At 42.2% G+C, this 20543-nt stretch carries 26 protein-coding genes; 15 read left to right on the forward strand and 11 right to left on the reverse strand.

Annotated features, from left to right (window positions below):
* Positions 1–164 precede the first annotated feature (164 nt).
* Positions 165–554: a nuclear transport factor 2 family protein gene (locus HMPREF1518_RS04115; protein ID WP_000106199.1), complete on the reverse strand. Its 390-nt coding sequence runs from the start codon at positions 552–554 to the stop codon at positions 165–167.
* Between the two features lie 149 nt (positions 555–703).
* On the opposite strand from HMPREF1518_RS04115, the gene HMPREF1518_RS04120 reads away from it, so the two are divergent.
* Both HMPREF1518_RS04120 and HMPREF1518_RS04125 read left to right on the forward strand, forming a co-directional pair.
* On the forward strand, positions 704–1051 hold the full coding sequence (locus tag HMPREF1518_RS04120; RefSeq protein WP_001133065.1) for a winged helix-turn-helix transcriptional regulator: 348 nt from the start codon (positions 704–706) through the stop codon (positions 1049–1051).
* Positions 1052–1196: 145 nt separating this feature from the next.
* Positions 1197–1865 (forward strand): MIP/aquaporin family protein, encoded by a 669-nt coding sequence (locus HMPREF1518_RS04125; protein WP_033584359.1) that lies wholly within the window; start codon positions 1197–1199, stop codon positions 1863–1865.
* Positions 1866–2118: 253 nt separating this feature from the next.
* Here the strand turns inward: HMPREF1518_RS04125 and queF are convergent, their stop codons facing one another.
* From queF to HMPREF1518_RS04165, 7 genes are all read right to left on the reverse strand, one after another.
* The gene (gene queF, locus HMPREF1518_RS04135; protein ID WP_000082587.1) at positions 2119–2610 is read right to left on the reverse strand and encodes a preQ(1) synthase; all 492 of its coding nucleotides are present in this window, start codon (positions 2608–2610) and stop codon (positions 2119–2121) included.
* Between the two features lie 17 nt (positions 2611–2627).
* Positions 2628–3344 carry a 7-carboxy-7-deazaguanine synthase QueE gene (queE, locus tag HMPREF1518_RS04140; RefSeq protein WP_033584363.1) on the reverse strand — a complete coding sequence of 239 codons (717 nt, stop codon included), beginning with the start codon at positions 3342–3344 and terminating at the stop codon, positions 2628–2630.
* Positions 3337–3780, reverse strand: a complete 444-nt coding sequence (gene queD / locus HMPREF1518_RS04145; protein WP_033584365.1) for a 6-carboxytetrahydropterin synthase QueD — start codon at positions 3778–3780, stop codon at positions 3337–3339. Before queD ends, queE begins: the two co-directional genes overlap by 8 nt.
* Positions 3780–4433 carry a 7-cyano-7-deazaguanine synthase QueC gene (gene queC / locus HMPREF1518_RS04150; RefSeq protein ID WP_033584366.1) on the reverse strand — a complete coding sequence of 218 codons (654 nt, stop codon included), beginning with the start codon at positions 4431–4433 and terminating at the stop codon, positions 3780–3782. The genes queD and queC overlap by 1 nt, the downstream gene beginning before the upstream one ends.
* A gap of 202 nt (positions 4434–4635) precedes the next feature.
* Complete coding sequence (gene trxA, locus HMPREF1518_RS04155; RefSeq protein ID WP_001029581.1) at positions 4636–4950, reverse strand: thioredoxin; 315 nt, start codon at positions 4948–4950, stop codon at positions 4636–4638.
* A 15-nt stretch (positions 4951–4965) separates the two neighbouring features.
* Positions 4966–5187 carry a DUF4649 family protein gene (locus HMPREF1518_RS04160; protein ID WP_000570267.1) on the reverse strand — a complete coding sequence of 74 codons (222 nt, stop codon included), beginning with the start codon at positions 5185–5187 and terminating at the stop codon, positions 4966–4968.
* A gap of 97 nt (positions 5188–5284) precedes the next feature.
* Positions 5285–5665, reverse strand: a complete 381-nt coding sequence (locus HMPREF1518_RS04165) for a MarR family winged helix-turn-helix transcriptional regulator (RefSeq protein WP_000221644.1) — start codon at positions 5663–5665, stop codon at positions 5285–5287.
* 196 nt (positions 5666–5861) lie between these two features.
* Here HMPREF1518_RS04165 and HMPREF1518_RS04170 point away from each other — a divergent pair, with 196 nt between their 5' ends.
* Together HMPREF1518_RS04170 and HMPREF1518_RS04175 are read left to right on the forward strand one after the other, a co-directional pair.
* The gene (locus tag HMPREF1518_RS04170; protein WP_002879833.1) at positions 5862–6236 is read left to right on the forward strand and encodes a CidA/LrgA family protein; all 375 of its coding nucleotides are present in this window, start codon (positions 5862–5864) and stop codon (positions 6234–6236) included.
* Positions 6233–6928: an LrgB family protein gene (locus HMPREF1518_RS04175; RefSeq protein WP_033584367.1), complete on the forward strand. Its 696-nt coding sequence runs from the start codon at positions 6233–6235 to the stop codon at positions 6926–6928. Before HMPREF1518_RS04170 ends, HMPREF1518_RS04175 begins: the two co-directional genes overlap by 4 nt.
* A 31-nt stretch (positions 6929–6959) precedes the next feature.
* Here HMPREF1518_RS04175 and HMPREF1518_RS04180 read toward each other — a convergent pair whose 3' ends face one another.
* The 3 genes from HMPREF1518_RS04180 to HMPREF1518_RS04190 are packed head-to-tail and all read right to left on the reverse strand — an operon-like array spanning position 6960 to position 8769.
* Positions 6960–7688, reverse strand: coding sequence for a hypothetical protein (locus HMPREF1518_RS04180; protein WP_033584368.1), 729 nt, complete (start codon positions 7686–7688; stop codon positions 6960–6962).
* Between the two features lie 15 nt (positions 7689–7703).
* The gene (locus HMPREF1518_RS04185; RefSeq protein ID WP_033584369.1) at positions 7704–8399 is read right to left on the reverse strand and encodes an ABC transporter ATP-binding protein; all 696 of its coding nucleotides are present in this window, start codon (positions 8397–8399) and stop codon (positions 7704–7706) included.
* 4 nt (positions 8400–8403) lie between these two features.
* Positions 8404–8769: a GntR family transcriptional regulator gene (locus HMPREF1518_RS04190; protein WP_033584370.1), complete on the reverse strand. Its 366-nt coding sequence runs from the start codon at positions 8767–8769 to the stop codon at positions 8404–8406.
* 140 nt (positions 8770–8909) lie between these two features.
* On the opposite strand from HMPREF1518_RS04190, the gene nrdR reads away from it, so the two are divergent.
* From nrdR to HMPREF1518_RS04245, 11 genes are all read left to right on the forward strand, one after another.
* The gene (nrdR, locus tag HMPREF1518_RS04195; RefSeq protein WP_001203677.1) at positions 8910–9383 is read left to right on the forward strand and encodes a transcriptional regulator NrdR; all 474 of its coding nucleotides are present in this window, start codon (positions 8910–8912) and stop codon (positions 9381–9383) included.
* Positions 9384–10547 carry a DnaD domain protein gene (locus HMPREF1518_RS04200; protein WP_033584371.1) on the forward strand — a complete coding sequence of 388 codons (1164 nt, stop codon included), beginning with the start codon at positions 9384–9386 and terminating at the stop codon, positions 10545–10547. It begins immediately after the preceding gene.
* Positions 10548–11444 (forward strand): primosomal protein DnaI, encoded by an 897-nt coding sequence (dnaI, locus tag HMPREF1518_RS04205; protein WP_033584372.1) that lies wholly within the window; start codon positions 10548–10550, stop codon positions 11442–11444. It abuts the gene before it with no gap.
* Positions 11441–12154: an NADPH-dependent oxidoreductase gene (locus HMPREF1518_RS04210; RefSeq protein WP_033584373.1), complete on the forward strand. Its 714-nt coding sequence runs from the start codon at positions 11441–11443 to the stop codon at positions 12152–12154. Before dnaI ends, HMPREF1518_RS04210 begins: the two co-directional genes overlap by 4 nt.
* Positions 12155–12167: 13 nt before the next feature.
* Entirely contained in the window at positions 12168–13478 is a 1311-nt protein-coding gene (der, locus tag HMPREF1518_RS04215) for a ribosome biogenesis GTPase Der (RefSeq protein WP_033584374.1), read from the forward strand.
* A gap of 227 nt (positions 13479–13705) precedes the next feature.
* Positions 13706–14557, forward strand: a complete 852-nt coding sequence (locus HMPREF1518_RS04220; RefSeq protein WP_033584375.1) for a TPM domain-containing protein — start codon at positions 13706–13708, stop codon at positions 14555–14557.
* Positions 14558–14717: 160 nt separating this feature from the next.
* The gene (locus HMPREF1518_RS04225) at positions 14718–15314 is read left to right on the forward strand and encodes a LemA family protein (protein ID WP_033584376.1); all 597 of its coding nucleotides are present in this window, start codon (positions 14718–14720) and stop codon (positions 15312–15314) included.
* A gap of 131 nt (positions 15315–15445) precedes the next feature.
* The gene (locus HMPREF1518_RS04230; protein ID WP_033584378.1) at positions 15446–15736 is read left to right on the forward strand and encodes a hypothetical protein; all 291 of its coding nucleotides are present in this window, start codon (positions 15446–15448) and stop codon (positions 15734–15736) included.
* Between the two features lie 142 nt (positions 15737–15878).
* Positions 15879–18392: a preprotein translocase subunit SecA gene (gene secA / locus HMPREF1518_RS04235; RefSeq protein WP_001274110.1), complete on the forward strand. Its 2514-nt coding sequence runs from the start codon at positions 15879–15881 to the stop codon at positions 18390–18392.
* Positions 18393–18471: 79 nt separating this feature from the next.
* The gene (locus HMPREF1518_RS04240) at positions 18472–19503 is read left to right on the forward strand and encodes a 3-deoxy-7-phosphoheptulonate synthase (protein WP_033584384.1); all 1032 of its coding nucleotides are present in this window, start codon (positions 18472–18474) and stop codon (positions 19501–19503) included.
* Position 19504: 1 nt separating this feature from the next.
* Positions 19505–20536: a 3-deoxy-7-phosphoheptulonate synthase gene (locus HMPREF1518_RS04245; protein WP_033584386.1), complete on the forward strand. Its 1032-nt coding sequence runs from the start codon at positions 19505–19507 to the stop codon at positions 20534–20536.
* Positions 20537–20543 lie beyond the last annotated feature (7 nt).

A 20543-nucleotide genomic window follows, 5' to 3' on the forward strand; every position in this document is an offset into this window, starting at 1 on the left:
AAAGAGTCTGGGACAAAAGTCTAACCTTAAATATAAAAAGCGAACAAAACGAGTTATCTGACACTCAGAATACTGTCTTGTTCGCTTTTTTTCTAATCTATCGATTTTAAAAATTTATAATAAAGAATTCCTAAAATCAAAATTTTTTGTCCCAGCCTCTTAAATTATCCCCAAAAGCTATCTTCTTCAGCTTGATCTGAAGAGAAGAGCCAAACTTCTTTGATTTTTCCGTCTTCAATACGGAAGAGGTCAATCCCGTTCATATTGAGTTCAGTACCATCAGCACGTGTTCCGAGAAAAGTAACATTAGCTGCGATTAAATCCTTATTGTCAGAAACCCAATTTGTTATCACCTTAAAGGTTCCATTAGTTTTCTCAGCAAATGTAGCTAGGTGAGATCCTAGCTTGTCCTTACCAACAACTGAACCAGATATACTATGATTACCAGGTTGATGCCAGACAATATCATCTGCCATCGTTTCAAAGACACCAGGAAAGTCACCAGCAATTAAAGCTTGGTTATAAGCATTGAAAATTTCTAAGTTTGTTGACATATCTATTCTCCATTTCTTTTTTATGGTATAATTGTAACAGTTAAAATCAAAAAAACAAGTAGACACTTTTTCGATAGCTGGTATCAAAAGTGGTACTATTATTAATACTAAAAGATAAATTTTTTAAAAAAATAGAAAGAAGATATTTTATGCCAAATAAAGTGAGTGAGTATGGTATTTGTCCATTTGCGACAACGCAAAGGGTTTTAACAGGGAAATGGGCACTGGTAATCATTTATCAGTTGAGTACGGGTACCAAACGATTTAAAGAATTGCAGAGATTATTGCCTGGGATTACTCAAACTATTTTGACCCGTCATCTCCGTCAATTAGAAAAGGATAAGATTGTTCAACGAAAGGTCTATGCCGAAGTTCCCCCACGAGTTGAGTACAGCTTAACCGAAATGGGGCAGGAATTCAGAGTTGTTTTAGATGCTGTCGAAAACTGGGGTCTGGATTATATTAAGTTGCTAAATGCTAATGAGATAGGCAACTGATAAGTCCCATAGAGGGAATGTATTTTTTATCGCATCCCTCAATTAAAAGACAGTAAAGCAAACCAGTAAATTTCCAGTCAATTTTCTTGAAACCCTTTCCTTCTTTTGATAGACTAATACATAGTTTAAAAAAAGGAGATTTATCATGAAAAAATTTATTGCTGAATTAATCGGTACATTTATGCTTGTGTTCATCGGAACAGGAGCTGTTGTTTTTGGAAATGGTCTTGAAGGTCTTGGCCACCTTGGAATTGCTTTTGCCTTTGGTTTGGCCATCGTAGTCGCAGCTTTCTCAATCGGAACTGTTTCGGGTGCTCACTTGAACCCAGCTGTTTCGATCGCTATGTTTGTAAACAAACGTTTGTCATCTTCAGAACTTGTAAACTACATCCTTGGACAAGTAGTTGGAGCTTTCCTTGCGTCAGTTGCAGTATTCTTCCTCTTGTCTAACTCAGGTATGTCGACTGCTAGTCTTGGCGAAAATGCCTTGGCAAACGGTGTCACTGTCTTTGGTGGATTCTTGTTTGAAGTCATCGCAACTTTCTTGTTTGTCCTAGTTATCATGACTGTCACTTCAGCAAGCAAAGGTAATGGTGCAATCGCTGGTTTGGTCATTGGTTTGTCATTGACAGCTTTGATCCTTGTGGGCTTGAACATCACTGGCCTTTCAGTAAACCCAGCTCGTAGCTTGGCACCAGCTGTCTTGGTAGGTGGTGCAGCCCTTCAACAAGTATGGATTTTCATCCTTGCCCCAATCGTTGGTGGCGTTCTTGCAGCTCTTGTTGCGAAAAACTTTCTTGGAACAGAAGAATAATTGAAACTCAAAAAGCCTTGCTCCTCATCTTGAGGAATAGGGCTTTTTCGTATGATACTCTTCTAAAATCTCTTCAAACCACGTCAGCTTCACCTTGGATTATATATGTGACTGACTTCGTCAGTCTTACCCACAACCTCAAAGCAGTGCTTTGAGCTGACTTCGTCAGTTCTATCTACGACCTCAAAGCAGTGCTTTGAGCAACCTGCGGCTAGCTTCCTAGTTTGCTCTTTGATTTTCATTGAGTATGAGTTTAGCGATTGTCAATTTTCTCTGGATAAAGGTCGTGCTGGAAGAGACGTTGTTCTGCCAAGCCTTCATACTTAGTTCCTGGCTTACCGTAATTGTAGTAGGGGTCGATTGAGATGCCACCGCGCGGAGTGAATTTTCCCCAGACCTCTAAATAGCGAGGGTCTAGCAAGTTGACCAAGTCTTTCCCGATGGTATTGATACAGTTTTCGTGGAAATCTCCGTGATTTCGGTAGCTAAAAAGGTAGAGTTTGAGGGATTTTGACTCGACACAGAGCTTGTCAGGGATGTAGGAAATATAAATAGTCGCAAAGTCTGGCTGAGCAGTGATTGGACACAGTGAGGTAAATTCAGGACAGTTAAATTTGATGAAATAGTCATTTTCCACATGACGATTGTCAAAGGATTCCAGGACTTCTGGTTGATATTCGAAAATGTAGTTGGTTTCTTTGTTGCCGAGGAGGCTAAGGTTTTTCATTTCTTCTTGTTGTGACATGATTTTTTCTTTCTAATTTAAACACCACGTTGGTTGTCGTAGAGGAGGGTATGGAGTTGAGGAAGGACGCGGACATTGCCCCAGCTATCGTCAGTAGCGACACGTTTCCAGAGTTCTTTGAGTCGGTCTAGTTGGTCTTGGACAATATTACCTGTAGCCTTGGGCTCAGGATTTCCTGCTGATAAGAAGAGGACATCTGGTTGGTAACGTTCTTGAATCCCTTTGGCAAAGGCCAAATCTGCATCGTCAAAGACAGGGATTTTAAAGGTGACCTTATCTGGATCCAGTTGGGAAACGATAAAGTCTAAGGTCTCAAAGTTGACTTCCATCTTGGATGAAGGAGGTTTGGGACTCAGAGTAACTTGGTCGATATCTTTTAACCAATTTTGCCAGCGGGAGCCTTGGGTCTCAACAGCTAGAGTGACACCGCGTTCCTTGAGCTTGGTGACGAGTTGAGCCATGTTGGCTGCTAGGATAGCAGGATTTCCCCCAGACAGGGTGACGTAGTCGTAGCTTCCTAGCTTATCTAAGGCAGCAATGACCTCGTCAGCCGTCATGCGAGTTGGTTTTTCAGAACCATCCCAAGTAAAGGCGGAGTCACACCAGTCGCAGTGGTAGTCGCAACCAGCAGTGCGGACAAACATAGTTTTCTGCCCGATAGCACGGCCTTCACCTTGAAAGGTTGGGCCGAAAATTTCCAGAACAGGTAGTTTGAGGACACGTTCCTTAGTCATCTAACCACTCCCGTCTAAACTCCGCAAAGGCAGTCGGAGTCTCATAGAGGCGAATGTATTCCAAACGGAGACCGCGCTCGTCTGGCAACTCTTGACTCATGGTTTGGAAAATCCAGTAAACCATGTTTTCAGCAGTCGTGTTCATATAGGGTAGAGTTTCGTTAAGATAGCGATGATCCAAGTGGGGTTCTAAGTAGTTCTTGTAGATCGCTTTGATATCTCCGAAATCGTAGGTCATGCCCCGTTCATCTAAAAATCCACTGACAGCAATCTGCAGATGATAAGTGTGTCCGTGCAGGGACTTGCATTTTCCCTCATAGTGAAAGAGGTGGTGGGCAGCATCGAAGGTGAACTCTTTTGATACCAAGGTTCTGTGAGGATTGTAGATAAGAGATTCCCCAGTTTCCTGTTTGATTTCTTTGGGAGCAAAAAACATTAGCTCTCTCCTTTCTGTGAGAGATAAACATCAAGGCCATGCTGGCGTAGGTGGCAGGCTGGGCAATCTCCACAGCCACTTCCGATTATCCCATTGTAGCAGGTCAAGGTCTTTTCACGAACATAGTCAAAGGCACCGAGTTGATCGGCTAACTCCCAAGTTTCAGCCTTGTCTAACCACATGAGAGGTGTTTGGATAACAAAGTCGTAATCCATGGCAAGGTTGAGGGTAACATTGAGAGATTTGACAAAGACATCTCGGCAGTCAGGATAGCCTGAGAAATCTGTTTCGCAGACACCTGTCACGATGTCTTTAATGCCTCGTTGCTTGGCAAGAACTGCTGCAAAGGACAGAAAGAGATGGTTGCGGCCGTCAACAAAAGTATTGGGAACCTCTCCCTCTTTTTGCTCAATTTCCAGATCGGAGGTCAGGGCATTTTCAGTGATTTGCCCCAGTAGAGACATATCTAGGATGTGATGACGAATGCCTTGTTCCTTAGCGATTTCTTCAGCAACTTGAATTTCGAGATGATGGCGTTGACCGTAGGCAAAAGTGACGGCTTCGACTGTTTCATAGTGTTCTTTAGCCCAAAAGAGGCAGGTTGTGGAATCTTGACCGCCGCTAAAGACGACCAAGGCTGATTGACGTTTCATAGTACTCCTTCCAAAATGGGAAATGTTCAGAGCACGCAAAAAGCTCCCTTGAGGGGAGCTAAAAAATACCAAGTAGAGGTTTTTTTTAGCGATGGCATGTCCCAAACATCGTAATATTCTACCTACAGTTTAGCATATTTTTTGAAAAATGGCAAAGGGCAAGAAAAAAGAGACCAAATAAAGTACTTGGTCTCTCGTTTGATTAGCTCAATTCAGCAACGATGGCCTTGATCTGTTCTGCAGTATGAACACCTGCAACTTGTTTCACCACTTGGCCGTCTTTTTTGAAGAGAAGGGTTGGGATAGACATGATTCCAAAAGCACGAGCTGTGTTTGGATTTTCATCAACATCCATTTTAACGATTTTCAAGACATCTTCTGAAAGTTCTTCAGACAATTTGTCCAAGATTGGACCTTGCATACGACATGGGCCACACCAAGTTGCCCAGAAGTCTACCAAGACCAAACCGTCTTTTGTTTCTTGTTCAAATGTTGCATCTGTAATTGCTTTTGCCATTGTATTTCTCCTTTTTTAGTTATATTGGCTTAAATCTTGTTTCATGAGATAGAAGAAGACATCTCCATAAGTCCCATGGTAGTCCAAATCATGACCATTATAGGTCAATTTTTGAACTGGGTAATAGTCTGCGACACCGATAAGGCAAGCTTGTTGAGAACGTTCAAAGTCTTGGTAAGACTCGAACGTCATGGTTCTCTCTTGTTTGCTGGTGTCTAGATAGGTAATTTCGATCATATTAAACTCCTTTGTTCAATCTTGACTTTATTGTACTCCTTGAAAAGAGGAATGTCAAGAAAAATGATTGCGCACGCAACTTTTTTAAAAATACTCATTAAGGCAAGAAATCAAGACTGGTTTCCAATCTTTCTTCGACGGCCTTTTGTAGATAAGCCAGGGTTGTTTGTCCCTCGTCAGTCAGACAGATAAAACTGGCCCGTCTATCCTGATCGCAACATCTGCGACTAAGCAAACCGCAGTTTTTCTCTTCTAATCTAGCCACCATTCGAGAAACAGCGCTTGGGCTGAGATGGAGCTTATCTGGCAGGTCAATTTGTCGTAGAGATTTTTCTTGGGCTAGATTCAGATAGTAGAGCAGGTAAAACTCTTTCAAGTTCAGCCTTTGTTCACTCTGCTGAGCAATAGTTTCTTCCAACAAGGCTTCCATTTCTTTTTGACGGCGATTGTAGTCAAACCATTTTTCTAAGTAGGTCATTGCTTTCTCCTTTCTTTTCAAAGTAAAAATCACAAAATCATTACTGATTATCTTTATAACACAAGATGATTGCGCATGCAATGATTATACTACTTTTAACTAATCTTTGCAAGAAAGAAGAATTTCGATATTTCCTTGAAATTTTCTGAAAAAAGAGTAAACTGGTATGCAAGAAGTCTATTTCGTGGAGTTTAGAATGAAATTATATGTTCAATTAATGATTCTCTTTGTGATTTCATTGATCGGTGAGGGAATCTCCAGTTTCTTTCATCTGCCCATCCCAGGCAGTATTATCGGCTTGATGATTCTCTTTCTAGCCCTGCAGTTCAAGTGGTTAAGGACCAGGCATGTCAACATGGTGGGGAATTTTCTGCTGGCCAATATGACCATTCTCTTTTTGCCGCCAGCGGTGGGAATCATGGAAAAGTTTGATGTGATTGCTCCCTATCTCTTGCCCATCGTCTTGATTGTCTTTTTTGCGGCTGTCATCAATATTATCCTCATAGCAGTGGTAGTTCAGTTCATCAAGAGACGATTTGAGGGAGATTATGAGAAAGGAGATGCCAAATGAGTGAATTTGTTTCCAATCCCCTGTTTGGGCTTGCCTTGTCTATCCTTGCTTATCTAGTGGGGATGTTGATTTACAGACGTTTTCCCCATCCTTTGACAACACCTTTGCTTTTATCGGCAATTTTCATTATCATCCTTCTTAAGGCGACGGGTATTTCTTACCAGGATTACTACCAAGGTGGGGTTTATCTGAACAATTTGATAGTCCCATCGACAGTGGCTCTAGGGATTCCGCTTTATAAGAGCTTTCACTTGATGAAGCACCATGCACGGAGTATTCTCTTTGGTAGTCTGCTAGCAGTCGTTGTCAATACTAGCTTCACTGCCATAGTTGCGAAAATCTTTGGCATGGACTTTTTCCTAGCCATTTCTCTCTTTCCAAAGTCAGTGACAACCGCCATGGCAGTGGGAATTACAGAAAAATTGCAGGGGTTGACGACTGTGACCTTGGTCGTCGTAGTGGCAACTGGGATTTTAACCAGTGTTATTGGACCAACCCTTTTGAAGTGGTTGAAGATTGATGATCCAGTGGCTGTCGGACTTTCTCTTGGAGGAACAGGTCACGCAGTTGGAACGGGAACGGCCTTTCGATACGGTTCTGTAGCAGGAGCCATGGGTGGCTTGGCTATCGGTGTTACCGGTATTCTCTATGTCTTTGTCAGCCCTATTGTAGCCAGTTTGATATTGAGTTAAAGAAAAACCCAGCTTTCTAGCTGGGCATTTTTTATTGCAAATTAACCTTGTTTTTCAAGATGTAATAAGTACCGAGATAGTAGATAACTGATAGAAAGAGATCGCGCAGAATTTCTGTACCAATCATCATGTTAAAGTTATTTTCAATTCGGAAAAAGAGAGAAACATAACCAATGACGATGGCAATGACGATATAGGCTAGAATTCCCATAGCTGTTCGATACTCATTAAAGAGTTGCCCGATTGAGATTGCGAGGTAAATGGACAAGATCCATGTAATCGAACCTGCTAGAAGAGACAGGGCATAGAGCCAACCGTAGCTGAGGTAAGGGGAAATGAAGTTATAGAGGTAAGTGAAGTCTTTTTCTATCGGTGTTAAGAAGAAGATAATCAGTACACTCAAGATAAAGACGATATAGCTTAAGATGGACCAGACAAGACCACCTAAAAGTTTTGCGATGATGATTTGGTGCTCAGAGACAGGCAAGGTCAGGGTCAAATACCCTTGGCGGTCATAAACACTCCCCTTGAATCTTCGGATGATTAAAAAGATTGTTGCAATCCAAAGAGTGACGCTGAGTCCTCCAAAGACTAGTACCAAAAAGAAGATGAAATAAACAGCATTGTTAGAATTGTAACTCTGGCTAAGGCTACCAAGAAAAGCTCCAATCAAAACTGAAATTGCAAGCACAGCTCCATAGAGCGCTAAATACCATTTATTGACATTTTTAAATTCATAACGAACTAGATTCCAAAACATAATAATCTCCTTTGCTTAGGCTTTAAATTCCTGGCGGAAGAGCTGGTCAATTGATTCACCTGACTCGTAACGAATATCATCAACATTTCCTTGGCGAACGACTTTTCCGTCTTTGAGGAAGATAATCTCATCCAAGATTGGCTCAATATCTGAAATCAAGTGGGTTGAAATCAGGACCGTAGAAGTTGGGGAATAGTTGTTGATGATGGTATTGAGGATATAATCACGAGCAGCTGGATCCACACCTCCGATTGGTTCGTCCAGAACGTAGAGGCGGGCTTCACGGCTCATAACGAGGATTAGTTGGACCTTTTCCTTGTTTCCTTTTGATAATTTCTTTAAGCGACTATTTTCATCAATGCCAAGGTCTGCAAGCAGATGTTGGGCGCGTTCAAGATTGAAATCTTGATAGAAGGTTTTAAAGTAAGTCAGGGCTTCTTTAACCTTCATTTGCTCATTGAGATAAGTTGTGTCTGGTAGATAAGAGACAATCGCCTTGGTAGCAGGACTTGGATCCTGTCCGTTAATGAGGACACGTCCTTTATTTGGTTGAAGGAGGCCATTGATCAGTTTGATCAAGGTTGTTTTCCCAGAACCGTTTGGCCCGAGGAGCCCGACAATCTTTCCGGCTGAGATCTCTAGTGAGATATTGTCAAGTGCCGCAGTTGCTCCATATGATTTTGATACATTTTCAAGTGCTAGTAGTGTCATAGTCTTAAACTCCTTTAATATAGTCGCTTAATACATTTGGCAGTTCTTCTTCTTTGTAGCCAAATTGAAGCATGCAAGAGACGAAGTGTTGCAGTTGCTCCTCGGAAAGTTGTTTGCGGGACTGAAGGATGAGGTCCAAATCCTCGGTGACAAAACGACCAGTTGTCCGTTTGCTGTATACAAATCCTTCACGTTCGAGGTCAGACAAGGCGCGCTGAATGGTATTAGGATTGACCCCAGCCTCGCTCGCCAAATCTCTCACGGTAGGGAGCTGTTGATTGGGTTCCAGTTCATGGGAAACAATCTGTAGTTTAATTTTTTCCATAATCTGTAAATAAATGGGTTTTGTATTATCAAATGACCAGGACATCATAGTCTCCTTTCTTTATCTTTATTGTTCTAATCAAATAATACAATAAAACAAAAAACTTGTCAAGTAAAAATAAGAATTGTTTTGGGAATTGCTCAAAAAATGGTATAATGAAAAGAAAACGACAAGGAGGGAAATGCATGCGTTGTCCAAAATGTGGGGCTACCAAGTCTAGTGTTGTTGATAGTCGACAAGCCGAAGAAGGAAACACCATCCGTCGAAGACGTGAGTGCGACGAGTGCCAGCATCGTTTTACAACCTATGAACGAGTAGAAGAAAGAACGCTGGTTGTCGTCAAAAAAGACGGTACGCGAGAACAATTTTCGAGAGATAAAATCTTTAATGGGATTATCCGCTCAGCCCAGAAGCGTCCTGTGTCAAGTGATGAAATCAACATGGTGGTCAATCGTATTGAGCAAAAACTCCGTAGTCGCAGTGAGAATGAGATCCAAAGTGAATACATTGGAGCCTTAGTCATGGAGGAATTGGCAGAACTGGATGAGATTACCTATGTTCGTTTTGCCAGTGTTTACCGTAGCTTTAAGGATGTTAGTGAGTTGGAGAGTCTGCTCCAGCAGATCACCCAGTCCTCAAAAAAGAAAAAGGAAAAATAGATGAAGCCAAATGACCGTTTTTCTTTTCTAAAGAATAATCGGGTGTCGCAAGATACCTCTTCTCTGGTGCAGTGCTACCTCCCGATTATCGGTCAGGAGGCACTGAGCCTCTATCTATACGCCATTACCTTTTGGGATGGTGGGCAAAAGGAACACCTTTTTGCCAATATTCTTAATCATTTGAATTTCGGGATGAATACGCTCCTCCAGTCTTTTAAAATCTTATCTGCTTTGGACTTGTTGACTCTTTACCAGAAGGGGGAAGTCTATGAATTGCAGCTTCATTCTCCCCTTTCCAGTCAGGAATTTCTAAGTCATTCTGTCTATAGCAGATTATTAGAGAAAAAGATTGGGGATACAGCTGTTTCTGCTATGAAGCAGGCTCCAAGTGAGGGAGAAGCACTTTCTGTTTCTTTGAGCCAAGTCTTTCCGACCCTGACTGAAGAAGTGACCCCAAGCGAGTCTAAAAGCAAGTTAAAAAATGATTTTGACTTGGAACATTTCCAGCGCCTGATGGCTCGAGATGGCTTGCGTTTTGAAAATGAGCAAGCAGATGTTTTGGAATTGTTTGCCATTGCAGATGAAAAAAAATGGACCTGGTTTGAAACCTATCAATTAGCCAAGGCGACTACAGTGGCTCAGGTTATTTCAGTCAAACGCATGCGTGAAAAGATAGCGCAAAAACCAGCATCTTCTGACTTTAGCCCAAAAGAAATGACCATTATCAGGGAAGCCAAAAATAAAACTCCCCTGGAATTTTTAGCCGAAATCAAACAAACACGTAAAGGAAACATCACCCAAAGTGAAAGAGAACTCCTTCATCAGATGGCGTCTTTAGGCTTGTTGGATGAAGTCATCAATATCGTCTTACTTTTAACCTTTAACAGGGTTGATTCGGCCAATGTCAATGAAAAATATGCTATGAAAGTCGCCAACGACTATGCCTATCTCAAGATTCGGACAGCTGAGGAAGCCGTGCTTCGGATTCGAGAGCATCAGCAAAAAGGGCAAGAGGAACAGAAAAACAAGGCCAGCTCAACTAAGACAAATGTTCCTAAGTGGAGTAATCCAGAATACAAGAATCAAACCAGTGAGGAAACTCGTCTGGAACTAGAACGCAAAAAACAAGAAATGTTAGCCCGATTAGAAGAAGGAGGAGACTAGATGGAAAGTGTTGGTGATGTAATCAAACGTCAGACAAGTCGTTTTCAGTATCAGGACTTGGTCCAGCAGATCATGAAGGACCCCGATGTAGCGGCTTTTATCCAGAAAGAATCCCTCAGCCAAGAGGAGTTAAATCGTAGCATCTCCAAGTTCAACCAATATATCACAGAACGGGATAAGTTTCTTCGTGGGGATGCTGACTATATAGCTCGTGGCTACAAGCCTATCTTGGTCATGAATCATGGCTACGCGGATGTATCTTATGAGGAAACACCAGAACTAATCGCGGCTGAAAAAGAAGCGGCCATCAAGAATCGTCTCAAGTTGATCAATCTACCAGCAAGTCTCAAGAAAGCGAAATTGGCTCAGATTGACCTAGATGACTTAGGACGTTTGCCTATTTTTGAAAGACTCTATGCCTTTGTTGACCTTTACCCAAGTATCCGAAAAGGTCTCTATCTTTACGGAGATTTTGGTGTCGGTAAGAGTTTCATGATGGCAGCCCTGGCTCACGACTTATCTGAAAAACGTGGTGCTTCAACAACCATTCTCCACTATCCAAGTTTTGTCATTGATGTAAAAAATGCCATCGGTGAAGGATCTGTGAAGACCTTGGTGGATGACATCAAGTTAGCAGAAGTCTTGGTCTTGGATGATATTGGTGCAGAACAGTCTACCCCTTGGGTGCGTGATGAGATTCTCCAAGTCATTCTCCAGTACCGCATGCAGGAAGATTTGCCGACCTTCTTTACTTCCAACTTTAATTTCCAAGATTTGGAAAAACATTTTGCCAAAGGAAAGAATGGAAATGACGAGACTTGGGAAGCTAGACGGGTCATGGAACGGATTCGTTATTTGGCTGAGGAGACAAGACTAGAAGGAGAAAATCGCCGATGACAGAAACTATTAAACTGATGAAAGCTCATACTTCAGTTCGTCGCTTTAAGGAGCAAGAGATTCCTCAAGAACACTTAAATGAAATCTTGACTGCTGCTCAAATGGCGTCTTCTTGGAAAAATTTCCAATCTTACTCGGTGATTCTTGTGCGCAGTCAAGAGAAGAAAGATGCCCTATACGAACTGGTTCCTCAGGAAGCCATTCGCCAGTCAGCAGCCTTTTTGCTTTTTGTCGGTGACTTGAACCGAGCTGAAAAGGGAGTAAGCCTCCATACAGATACTTTCCAACCCCAAGGAGTGGAAGGTCTCCTCATCACCTCTGTGGATGCTGCGCTTGCTGGGCAAAATACCTTGCTTGCTGCTGAGAGTCTGGGATATGGTGGTGTGATTATCGGTTTGGTCCGTTACAAGTCAGAAGAAGTGGCAGAGCTTTTTAATTTGCCTGACTATACCTACCCTGTCTTTGGGATTGCACTCGGTGTGCCAAATCAACAACATGATGTCAAACCAAGACTGCCTTTGAACCAAGTGGTATTTGAAGAAGAATACCAAGAACAGCCAGTTGAAGCGATTTCGAACTATGACCAAGTGCAGGCAGACTATGCTGGTGCGCGTGCGACGACCTCTTGGAGTCAACGTTTGGCAGAGCAGTTTGGTCAAGCCGAACCTAGTTCAACTCGGAAGAATCTAGAACAGAAAAAGTTATTGTAGAAAGTGAGAAAACATGGCCTTACCAACTGTTGCCATTGTAGGACGTCCCAATGTTGGGAAATCAACCCTATTTAACCGAATCGCTGGTGAGCGAATCTCAATCGTAGAAGATGTCGAGGGTGTGACACGTGACCGTATCTATGCAACGGGTGAGTGGCTCAACCGTTCTTTCAGTATGATTGATACTGGAGGGATTGACGACGTCGATGCTCCTTTCATGGAGCAAATCAAACACCAGGCAGAAATTGCCATGGAAGAAGCAGATGTCATTGTTTTTGTGGTGTCTGGTAAAGAAGGCATTACAGATGCAGACGAGTACGTAGCTCGCAAACTCTATAAAACCCATAAGCCTGTTATCTTAGCAGTTAACAAGGTTGACAATCCGGAGATGCGAAATGATATCTATGATTTCTACGCTCTTGGTTTGGGCGAACCTCTACCAATCTCGTCTGTACACGGTATCGGTACGGGTGATGTACTGGATGCCATCGTGGAAAATCTACCACATGAAGTCGAAGAAGACAATCCAGATGTCATTAAATTCAGCTTAATTGGCCGTCCAAACGTTGGGAAATCAAGTTTGATCAACGCCATTTTGGGAGAGGACCGCGTGATTGCTAGTCCAGTAGCTGGAACAACGCGCGATGCCATTGATACCCATTTTACTGATGCTGATGGACAAGAGTTTACCATGATTGATACAGCTGGTATGCGTAAGTCTGGTAAAGTCTACGAGAATACAGAAAAATACTCTGTTATGCGTGCCATGCGTGCCATTGACCGTTCAGATGTGGTCTTGATGGTCCTTAATGCCGAAGAAGGTATTCGTGAGTACGACAAACGTATCGCAGGTTTTGCCCATGAAGCGGGTAAAGGAATGATCATCGTGGTCAACAAGTGGGATACTCTTGAGAAAGACAACCACACCATGAAGAACTGGGAAGAGGATATCCGTGAGCAGTTCCAATATCTGCCTTATGCGCCGATTGTCTTTGTTTCAGCTCTTACCAAGCAACGTCTCCATAAACTGCCTGAGATGATCAAGCAAATTAGCGAGAGTCAAAACACACGTATCCCATCAGCAGTCTTGAACGATGTCATTATGGATGCCATTGCTATCAATCCAACACCGACAGACAAAGGAAAACGCCTCAAGATTTTCTACGCAACCCAAGTAGCAACCAAGCCACCAACCTTTGTCATCTTTGTCAATGAAGAAGAACTCATGCACTTCTCTTACCTGCGTTTCTTGGAAAATCAAATCCGCAAGGCCTTTGTCTTTGAAGGAACACCGATTCATTTGATCGCAAGAAAACGCAAGTAAGTCTTGCTTGTTTTCCTATAAAAATAAATTGAAAGAAGACTTCATAGTCTTCTTTTTTCTATCTAAAAGGGGAGAAAAGAACCTGCCAAATTGGAGGAGAATCTGTCATCAAATTTCAATCATTTTCCTAGCTTTTCTAATCTATTTGTAATGAAAATGCACTTTTTTTGTAAAAATCAAAATGCTATAATTCCTTAAATCAATTTTCCTTTATCAGGGAGGTTATTATGAAAAAAAGCAGATTATTTAAACATAGTTTGTTGGTTCGCTTGCTTGGGTTGCTGATGGTCTTTCTCTTCTTGTCAGCATTCACAGCACCTGAAAAACCTGAGTACGGGATCTATGACCCGGATCATTATTTAACGGATGAGACTATAAGTCAGATTCGGGAATTGAATAATGTAAATAGTAAAAAATCAGAAAAATTCCAGATGGGTGTTTACGTTGTGAAAAGCCTAGATGGAGAAACAATCGAGACTGTAGCCAATGAAACAGCTAGGGCTTGGAAAATTGGCTACTCGGGAGACAATCACGGTGTCTTGATTGTGGTAGCAGTCCAAGATAGAAAATCACGGATTGAAACCAGTAATAATGTGGCCGGTAAGATCACTGACTATCAGACCAATAGATTTTTGAAAACAGCACGACCTTACTTTCAAAAGGGAGACTACAGTAATGGAGTTCTTTCTATAGCAAACAATCTCAACTACATGTTTTATAGTGGATCGAGTACGCCTGCTTCAAGTTCTAAAAGTAGTTACGACTATACCACCAACTCTAGTCGCTTAAGGGAACTTGAAAGGTATGCTGGTGAGAGGAGTTCTTCGAGACGTCATCGAAAAAGCAGTTCGAGCGACGGAGTTATCGTATTTGGAGTTCTCATTTACTTCATCGTGATGATTATCGGATTTATATCTGGAGGTCGTGGTGGAGGTTCACATGGCGATGATTCTGGCGGTGGCTGGTGGGGCGGTGACTCATCAGATTCAGGATCCTCTTGGTCTGACTCAGGCTCCGACTCATCTGGAGGCTGGGACGGCGGTGGCTTTGATGGCGGTGGTTCGTCTGATGACTGGTGAGTGATCATATATTGCTCAAACCAATTTCTCCATGCAGTAAGGTGACTCCTTTGCAACAGTTCACTCCTTAATTAAAAATAAAAACAAAGTTTGGAAAATTGATTTAAAATCTGAGTATTTTCTCAGAAAAGTTGATAAAAGAAAGTGTTAAGGTTTTGATATGAAACAAAATAAAGTAATTCTCTATATAGTGGCGATTTTCTTTGGACTACTAGTTCTGGGAAGTTGTTCCCCAGTGACGACCTATAATGGTCTGGTTGGTGAACAGACTAAAGTGGAGCAGGCACAGGCCGATGTCTCTACAGCCCTCCAACGTCGTTCGGACCTAATTGGTAACTTGGTGGAGTCCGTTAAAGGACAAATGAATCATGAAACCGAAGTCTTTACCAAGATTGCGGATGCTAGAGCTAAAATCGGCAGTAGCTCAGTAACATCGGAAGAAAACCAAAAGGCTCAGGGAGAGCTGAGCTCTGCTCTTTCCCGTTTGATTTCTTTGACGGAGAATTATCCAGAACTCAAGAGCAATCAAAATGTTGAGCAACTGATGGTGGAACTTTCAGGAAGTGAAAATCGTATCTTTGTAGCACGTAAGGATTATAACAAGGTCGCAGCCGAGTACAATCAAAAGTTGAGAAGTTTTCCAACGGTGCTCTTTGCAAATATGATGAACTTTAAAGAAGCTGAAACCTTCAAGGAAACAGAAGAAGCCAAGACAGTTCCTAAGGTTGATTTTGGAACCTCTTCATCAAGTCAATAAAGTGAATCGACTATGAATAAAGGGATTTCTCTAGTATGACTAGTGATTTCAAACTCAAACCTGGAAAGCCTTTTCCAGGTTTTTTTGGTATAATAAATGGGAAGAGACAGTGACTGAAATGGAGGTCTGCTATGGAGAAAACAAAAGCCTTTCTTGAAGCGCACTACAAGAGATATATTCTTACGATTTGCTTTCTCTGGTTTCTCATGTTCTTTCTTCCTTGGGATTGGCAAATAGGAGGAGTTTCAGTATATTATTTCGTTATGAAAAAACTCTTCGTGGTCTTTGGTGTTTTATCTATCCTATACTCGGTGCTGATTAAAAAAATCAGTCTTCTCATCTTTGGTATCATCTTTTGCTTGGCCTTCTGGATTAATCTCTTTTGGTCTTTTGGTATATTGCCAGTGTTTTTAGGAAATTAAACATAAAATAATGATGGACTAGACTAGCTTCTAGCCCTTTTTTCCCCTTGTAAAACAAGGATTCTTTCTTGAAAAATAATAGTAAATATGCTAAAATGAAAAGAACATTCTAAAATATTCAGAATCTAAAGTAAGGAAAATCATGGCTAATATTTTAAAAACAATTATCGAAAATGATAAAGGAGAACTTCGTCGTCTAGAAAAGATGGCTGATAAGGTTCTTAACTATGAGAGCCAAATGGCCGCAATGTCGGACGAAGAACTAAAAGCAAAAACTGACGAATTTAAAGAACGCTACAATAAGGGGGAATCACTTGATTCGCTGTTATATGAGGCTTTTGCGGTAGTCCGTGAAGCAGCAAAACGTGTCCTTGGGCTTTTCCCTTATAAAGTTCAGGTCATGGGTGGGATTGTTCTTCACCATGGTGACGTTCCAGAGATGCGTACTGGTGAAGGGAAAACCTTGACGGCGACCATGCCGGTGTACCTCAATGCCCTTGCAGGTAAAGGGGTTCACGTAGTTACTGTCAACGAATACCTGACAGAACGTGACGCGACTGAGATGGGTGAATTGTACTCATGGCTCGGTCTGTCAGTAGGGATTAATTTAGCAGCCAAATCTCCAATGGAGAAAAAAGAAGCGTATCTCTGTGATATTACCTACTCAACCAACTCAGAGATTGGTTTCGACTACCTTCGTGACAATATGGTCGTTCGTGCAGAAAACATGGTACAGCGTCCGCTTAACTATGCCTTGGTCGATGAGGTTGACTCGATCTTGATCGATGAAGCCCGTACTCCTTTGATCGTTTCAGGTGCCAATGCAGTTGAGACTAGCCAACTCTACCATATGGCGGATCATTTTGTGAAGTCTTTGGATAAGGATGACTATATTATTGACATTCAGTCTAAGACGATTGGTTTGTCTGATTCTGGGATTGACAAGGCTGAGAGCTATTTCAAACTGGAAAATCTCTATGATGTCGAAAACGTAGCTCTTACCCACTTTATCGATAATGCCCTCCGTGCCAACTATATCATGATTCTTGATATCGACTATGTGGTTAGTGAAGAACAAGAAATCTTGATCGTCGACCAATTTACAGGTCGTACCATGGAAGGTCGTCGTTACTCTGACGGCTTGCACCAAGCGATTGAAGCCAAAGAAGGTGTGCCAATCCAAGATGAGACTAAGACTTCAGCTTCTATCACCTACCAAAACCTCTTCCGTATGTATAAGAAATTGGCAGGTATGACAGGTACTGGTAAAACAGAAGAAGAAGAATTCCGCGAAATTTACAACATTCGTGTTATCCCAATCCCAACCAACCGTCCAATCCAACGTATCGACCACTCAGACCTTCTCTATGCCAGTCTTGATGCGAAATTTAAGGCTGTAGTTGAAGATGTAAAAGCTCGTCACCAAAAAGGTCAGCCGGTCTTGGTAGGTACAGTTGCAGTTGAAACGAGTGACTTTCTTTCTAAGAAACTGGTAGAGGCAGGTGTTCCTCACGAAGTCTTGAATGCGAAGAACCACTACAGAGAAGCGCAAATCATCATGAACGCTGGTCAGCGTGGCGCAGTTACTATCGCAACCAACATGGCCGGTCGTGGTACCGATATTAAGCTTGGTGAAGGGGTTCGTGAACTTGGTGGACTTTGCGTCATTGGTACAGAACGTCACGAAAGTCGCCGTATTGATAATCAGCTTCGTGGACGTTCAGGGCGTCAAGGGGACCCAGGTGAGTCACAATTCTACTTGTCTCTTGAAGATGATTTGATGAAACGTTTCGGTTCAGAACGTTTGAAAGGTGTCTTTGAACGTCTTAACATGTCTGATGAAGCCATCGAATCTCGCATGTTAACGCGTCAAGTGGAAGCAGCTCAAAAACGTGTCGAAGGAAACAACTACGACACTCGTAAGCAAGTCCTTCAATACGATGATGTTATGCGTGAACAACGTGAGATCATCTATGCACAACGTTATGATGTCATTACTGCAGATCGTGACTTGGCACCAGAAATCCATGCTATGATCCGTCGTACAATTGGACGTATCGTGGATGCACATGCACGTTCTAAGGAAGATGAAAAACTGGAAGCAATCTTGAACTTTGCTAAATATAACTTGCTTCCAGAAGATTCAATCAGCCGTTCAGATCTTGCAGGTCTGTCAGATCAGGCCATCAAAGATGAACTTTTCCAACGTGCCTTGAAAGTTTATGATAGCCAAGTTGCCAAACTTCGTGATGAAGAAGCAGTGAAAGAGTTCCAGAAGGTCTTGATCCTACGTGTTGTAGACAACAAGTGGACAGACCATATCGACGCCCTTGACCAGTTACGAAATGCTGTTGGTCTTCGTGGATATGCCCAAAACAACCCTGTTGTAGAATATCAAGCAGAAGGTTTCCGCATGTTTAATGACATGATTGGATCAATTGAATTTGATGTGACCCGCTTGATGATGAAAGCACAAATCCACGAACAGGAACGTCCTCAAACTGAACACAATATCAGTACAACTGCGACTCGTAATATCGCAGCGCAGCAGACTCAGCTTCCAAAAGATGTGGACTTGAGCCAAATTGGACGAAATGATCAGTGCCCATGTGGCTCTGGTAAGAAATTCAAGAACTGTCATGGTAAGAGACAATAATATGAGATAAGATACAGGCGGATACCTGGTAAAAATCATTTTTTGCTTGGTGTCCGTTTGCTTTATAAGGAGATGAATCATGGTATTTACAGCTAAAAGTCCTAAAATTAACATCGAAGAAGTTCGCGCCTTGTCTAAATTAGAGGGGGCGGCTCTTGCGAGAAAAAACCAACGTGATCAGGAATTGGAAACCATCATCCGTGGGGAAGATCAGCGTATTCTCTTGGTGATTGGACCATGTTCATCTGATAATGAAGAAGCGGTTCTCGAGTATGCCAAACGTCTATCTACTTTGCAAGAAGAGGTCAAAGATCGTATTTTTATGGTCATGCGTGTCTATACGGCTAAACCTCGTACCAATGGAGACGGCTATAAGGGCTTGATTCATCAACCAAATGCTAAAGAAGCACCTAGCTTGATCAATGGAATCAAGGCTGTTCGTCATTTACATTACCGCGTTATTTCTGAGACTGGCATGACAACAGCGGATGAGATGCTTTATCCTGAAAATCTTCCGCTGGTGGATGATTTGATTTCTTATATGGCTGTTGGAGCTCGTTCTGTAGAGGATCAACAGCACCGTTTTGTAGCGAGCGGAGCAGATTTCTCAACAGGATTCAAAAATCCCACATCTGGAAATCTCAATGTTATGTTTAACGGGATTTATGCAGCGCAAAATAAACAGAGTTTCCTCTTCCTCGGTAAAGAGGTGGAAACAACGGGGAATCCATTGTCCCACGCAATTCTTCGCGGTGCCTTGAATGAATACGGGAAAAATATTCCTAACTACTACTATGACAATTTGATGGATACCATTGCCCAGTATGAAAAGATGGGCTTAGAAAATCCCTTTATCATCATTGATACCAATCATGACAATTCAGGCAAGCAGTACATGGATCAAATCCGTATCGTTCGTCAGACCTTGATTAACCGTGACTGGAATGAGAAAATCAAGAAATACGTTCGTGGTTTTATGATTGAGTCCTATCTAGAAGATGGACGTCAAAATGAACCTGAAGTTTTTGGTAAGTCCATTACAGATCCGTGTCTAGGCTGGGACAACACAGAAGCACTTGTTCGCGAAATTTACCAAACGCTAGGAGAGTAAGATGGCATTTATCGAAAAAGGTCAAGAAATTGATATTGAAGCAATCAAGGCTGAGACCCAGTTGTCACCTGAAGCCTTGCGAAAAAAAGAAGCCCGTGATAGAGAGTTGGCAGCCATCATTTCGGGTGAGGACGACCGAATCCTTTTGGTGATGGGGCCTTGCTCTTCGGACAATGAAGAAGCAGTACTCGAATATGCTCGCCGCTTAGCAGACTTGCAGAAAAAAGTTGCGGATAAAATCTTTATCGTGATGCGTGTTTATACAGCTAAACCTCGTACCAATGGAGATGGCTATAAGGGTTTGGTTCATCAGCCCGATACTTCGAAAGCTCCAAGCTTGATTAATGGCTTGCAAGCCGTTCGTCAACTGCACTACCGTGTGATTACGGAGACTGGATTGACAACAGCTGATGAGATGCTCTATCCGTCAAATCTCGTTTTGGTTGATGACCTGGTCAGCTACCATGCTGTTGGGGCTCGTTCCGTGGAAGACCAAGAACACCGCTTTGTAGCCTCTGGGATTGATGCTCCAGTTGGGATGAAAAATCCAACATCTGGGAACCTCGGGGTCATGTTTAATGCCATCTATGCGGCTCAAAACAAGCAAACCTTCCTTTACCATGGCCAAGAAGTGGAAACTTCAGGAAATCCCTTGGCCCACGTTATCCTTCGTGGCGCCATGAACGAATATGGTAAAAATGAACCCAATTTCTATTATGAAACCCTCTTAAATGCCATCAATCGCTATGAGACCATGGGACTTGAAAATCCCTTCATTATCATCGATACCAATCATGACAATTCAGGCAAGCAGTATATGGAACAAATTCGCATTGTTCGTCAAGCCTTGCTGAATCGTGATTGGAATGAAAAGATTAAAAAGACGGTTCGAGGCTTTATGATCGAATCATACCTAGCAGATGGCCGCCAAAATCAACCAGAGGTCTTTGGCTGCTCCATAACTGACCCTTGTCTAGGTTGGAAAAATACAGTAGCCTTGGTAGACGAAATTTATACTACCTTAACAAAATAAGTGAAAA

Origin of the sequence: Streptococcus sp. SR1 (assembly GCF_000526075.1) — a bacterium.
Lineage (GTDB): Bacteria > Bacillota > Bacilli > Lactobacillales > Streptococcaceae > Streptococcus > Streptococcus halitosis.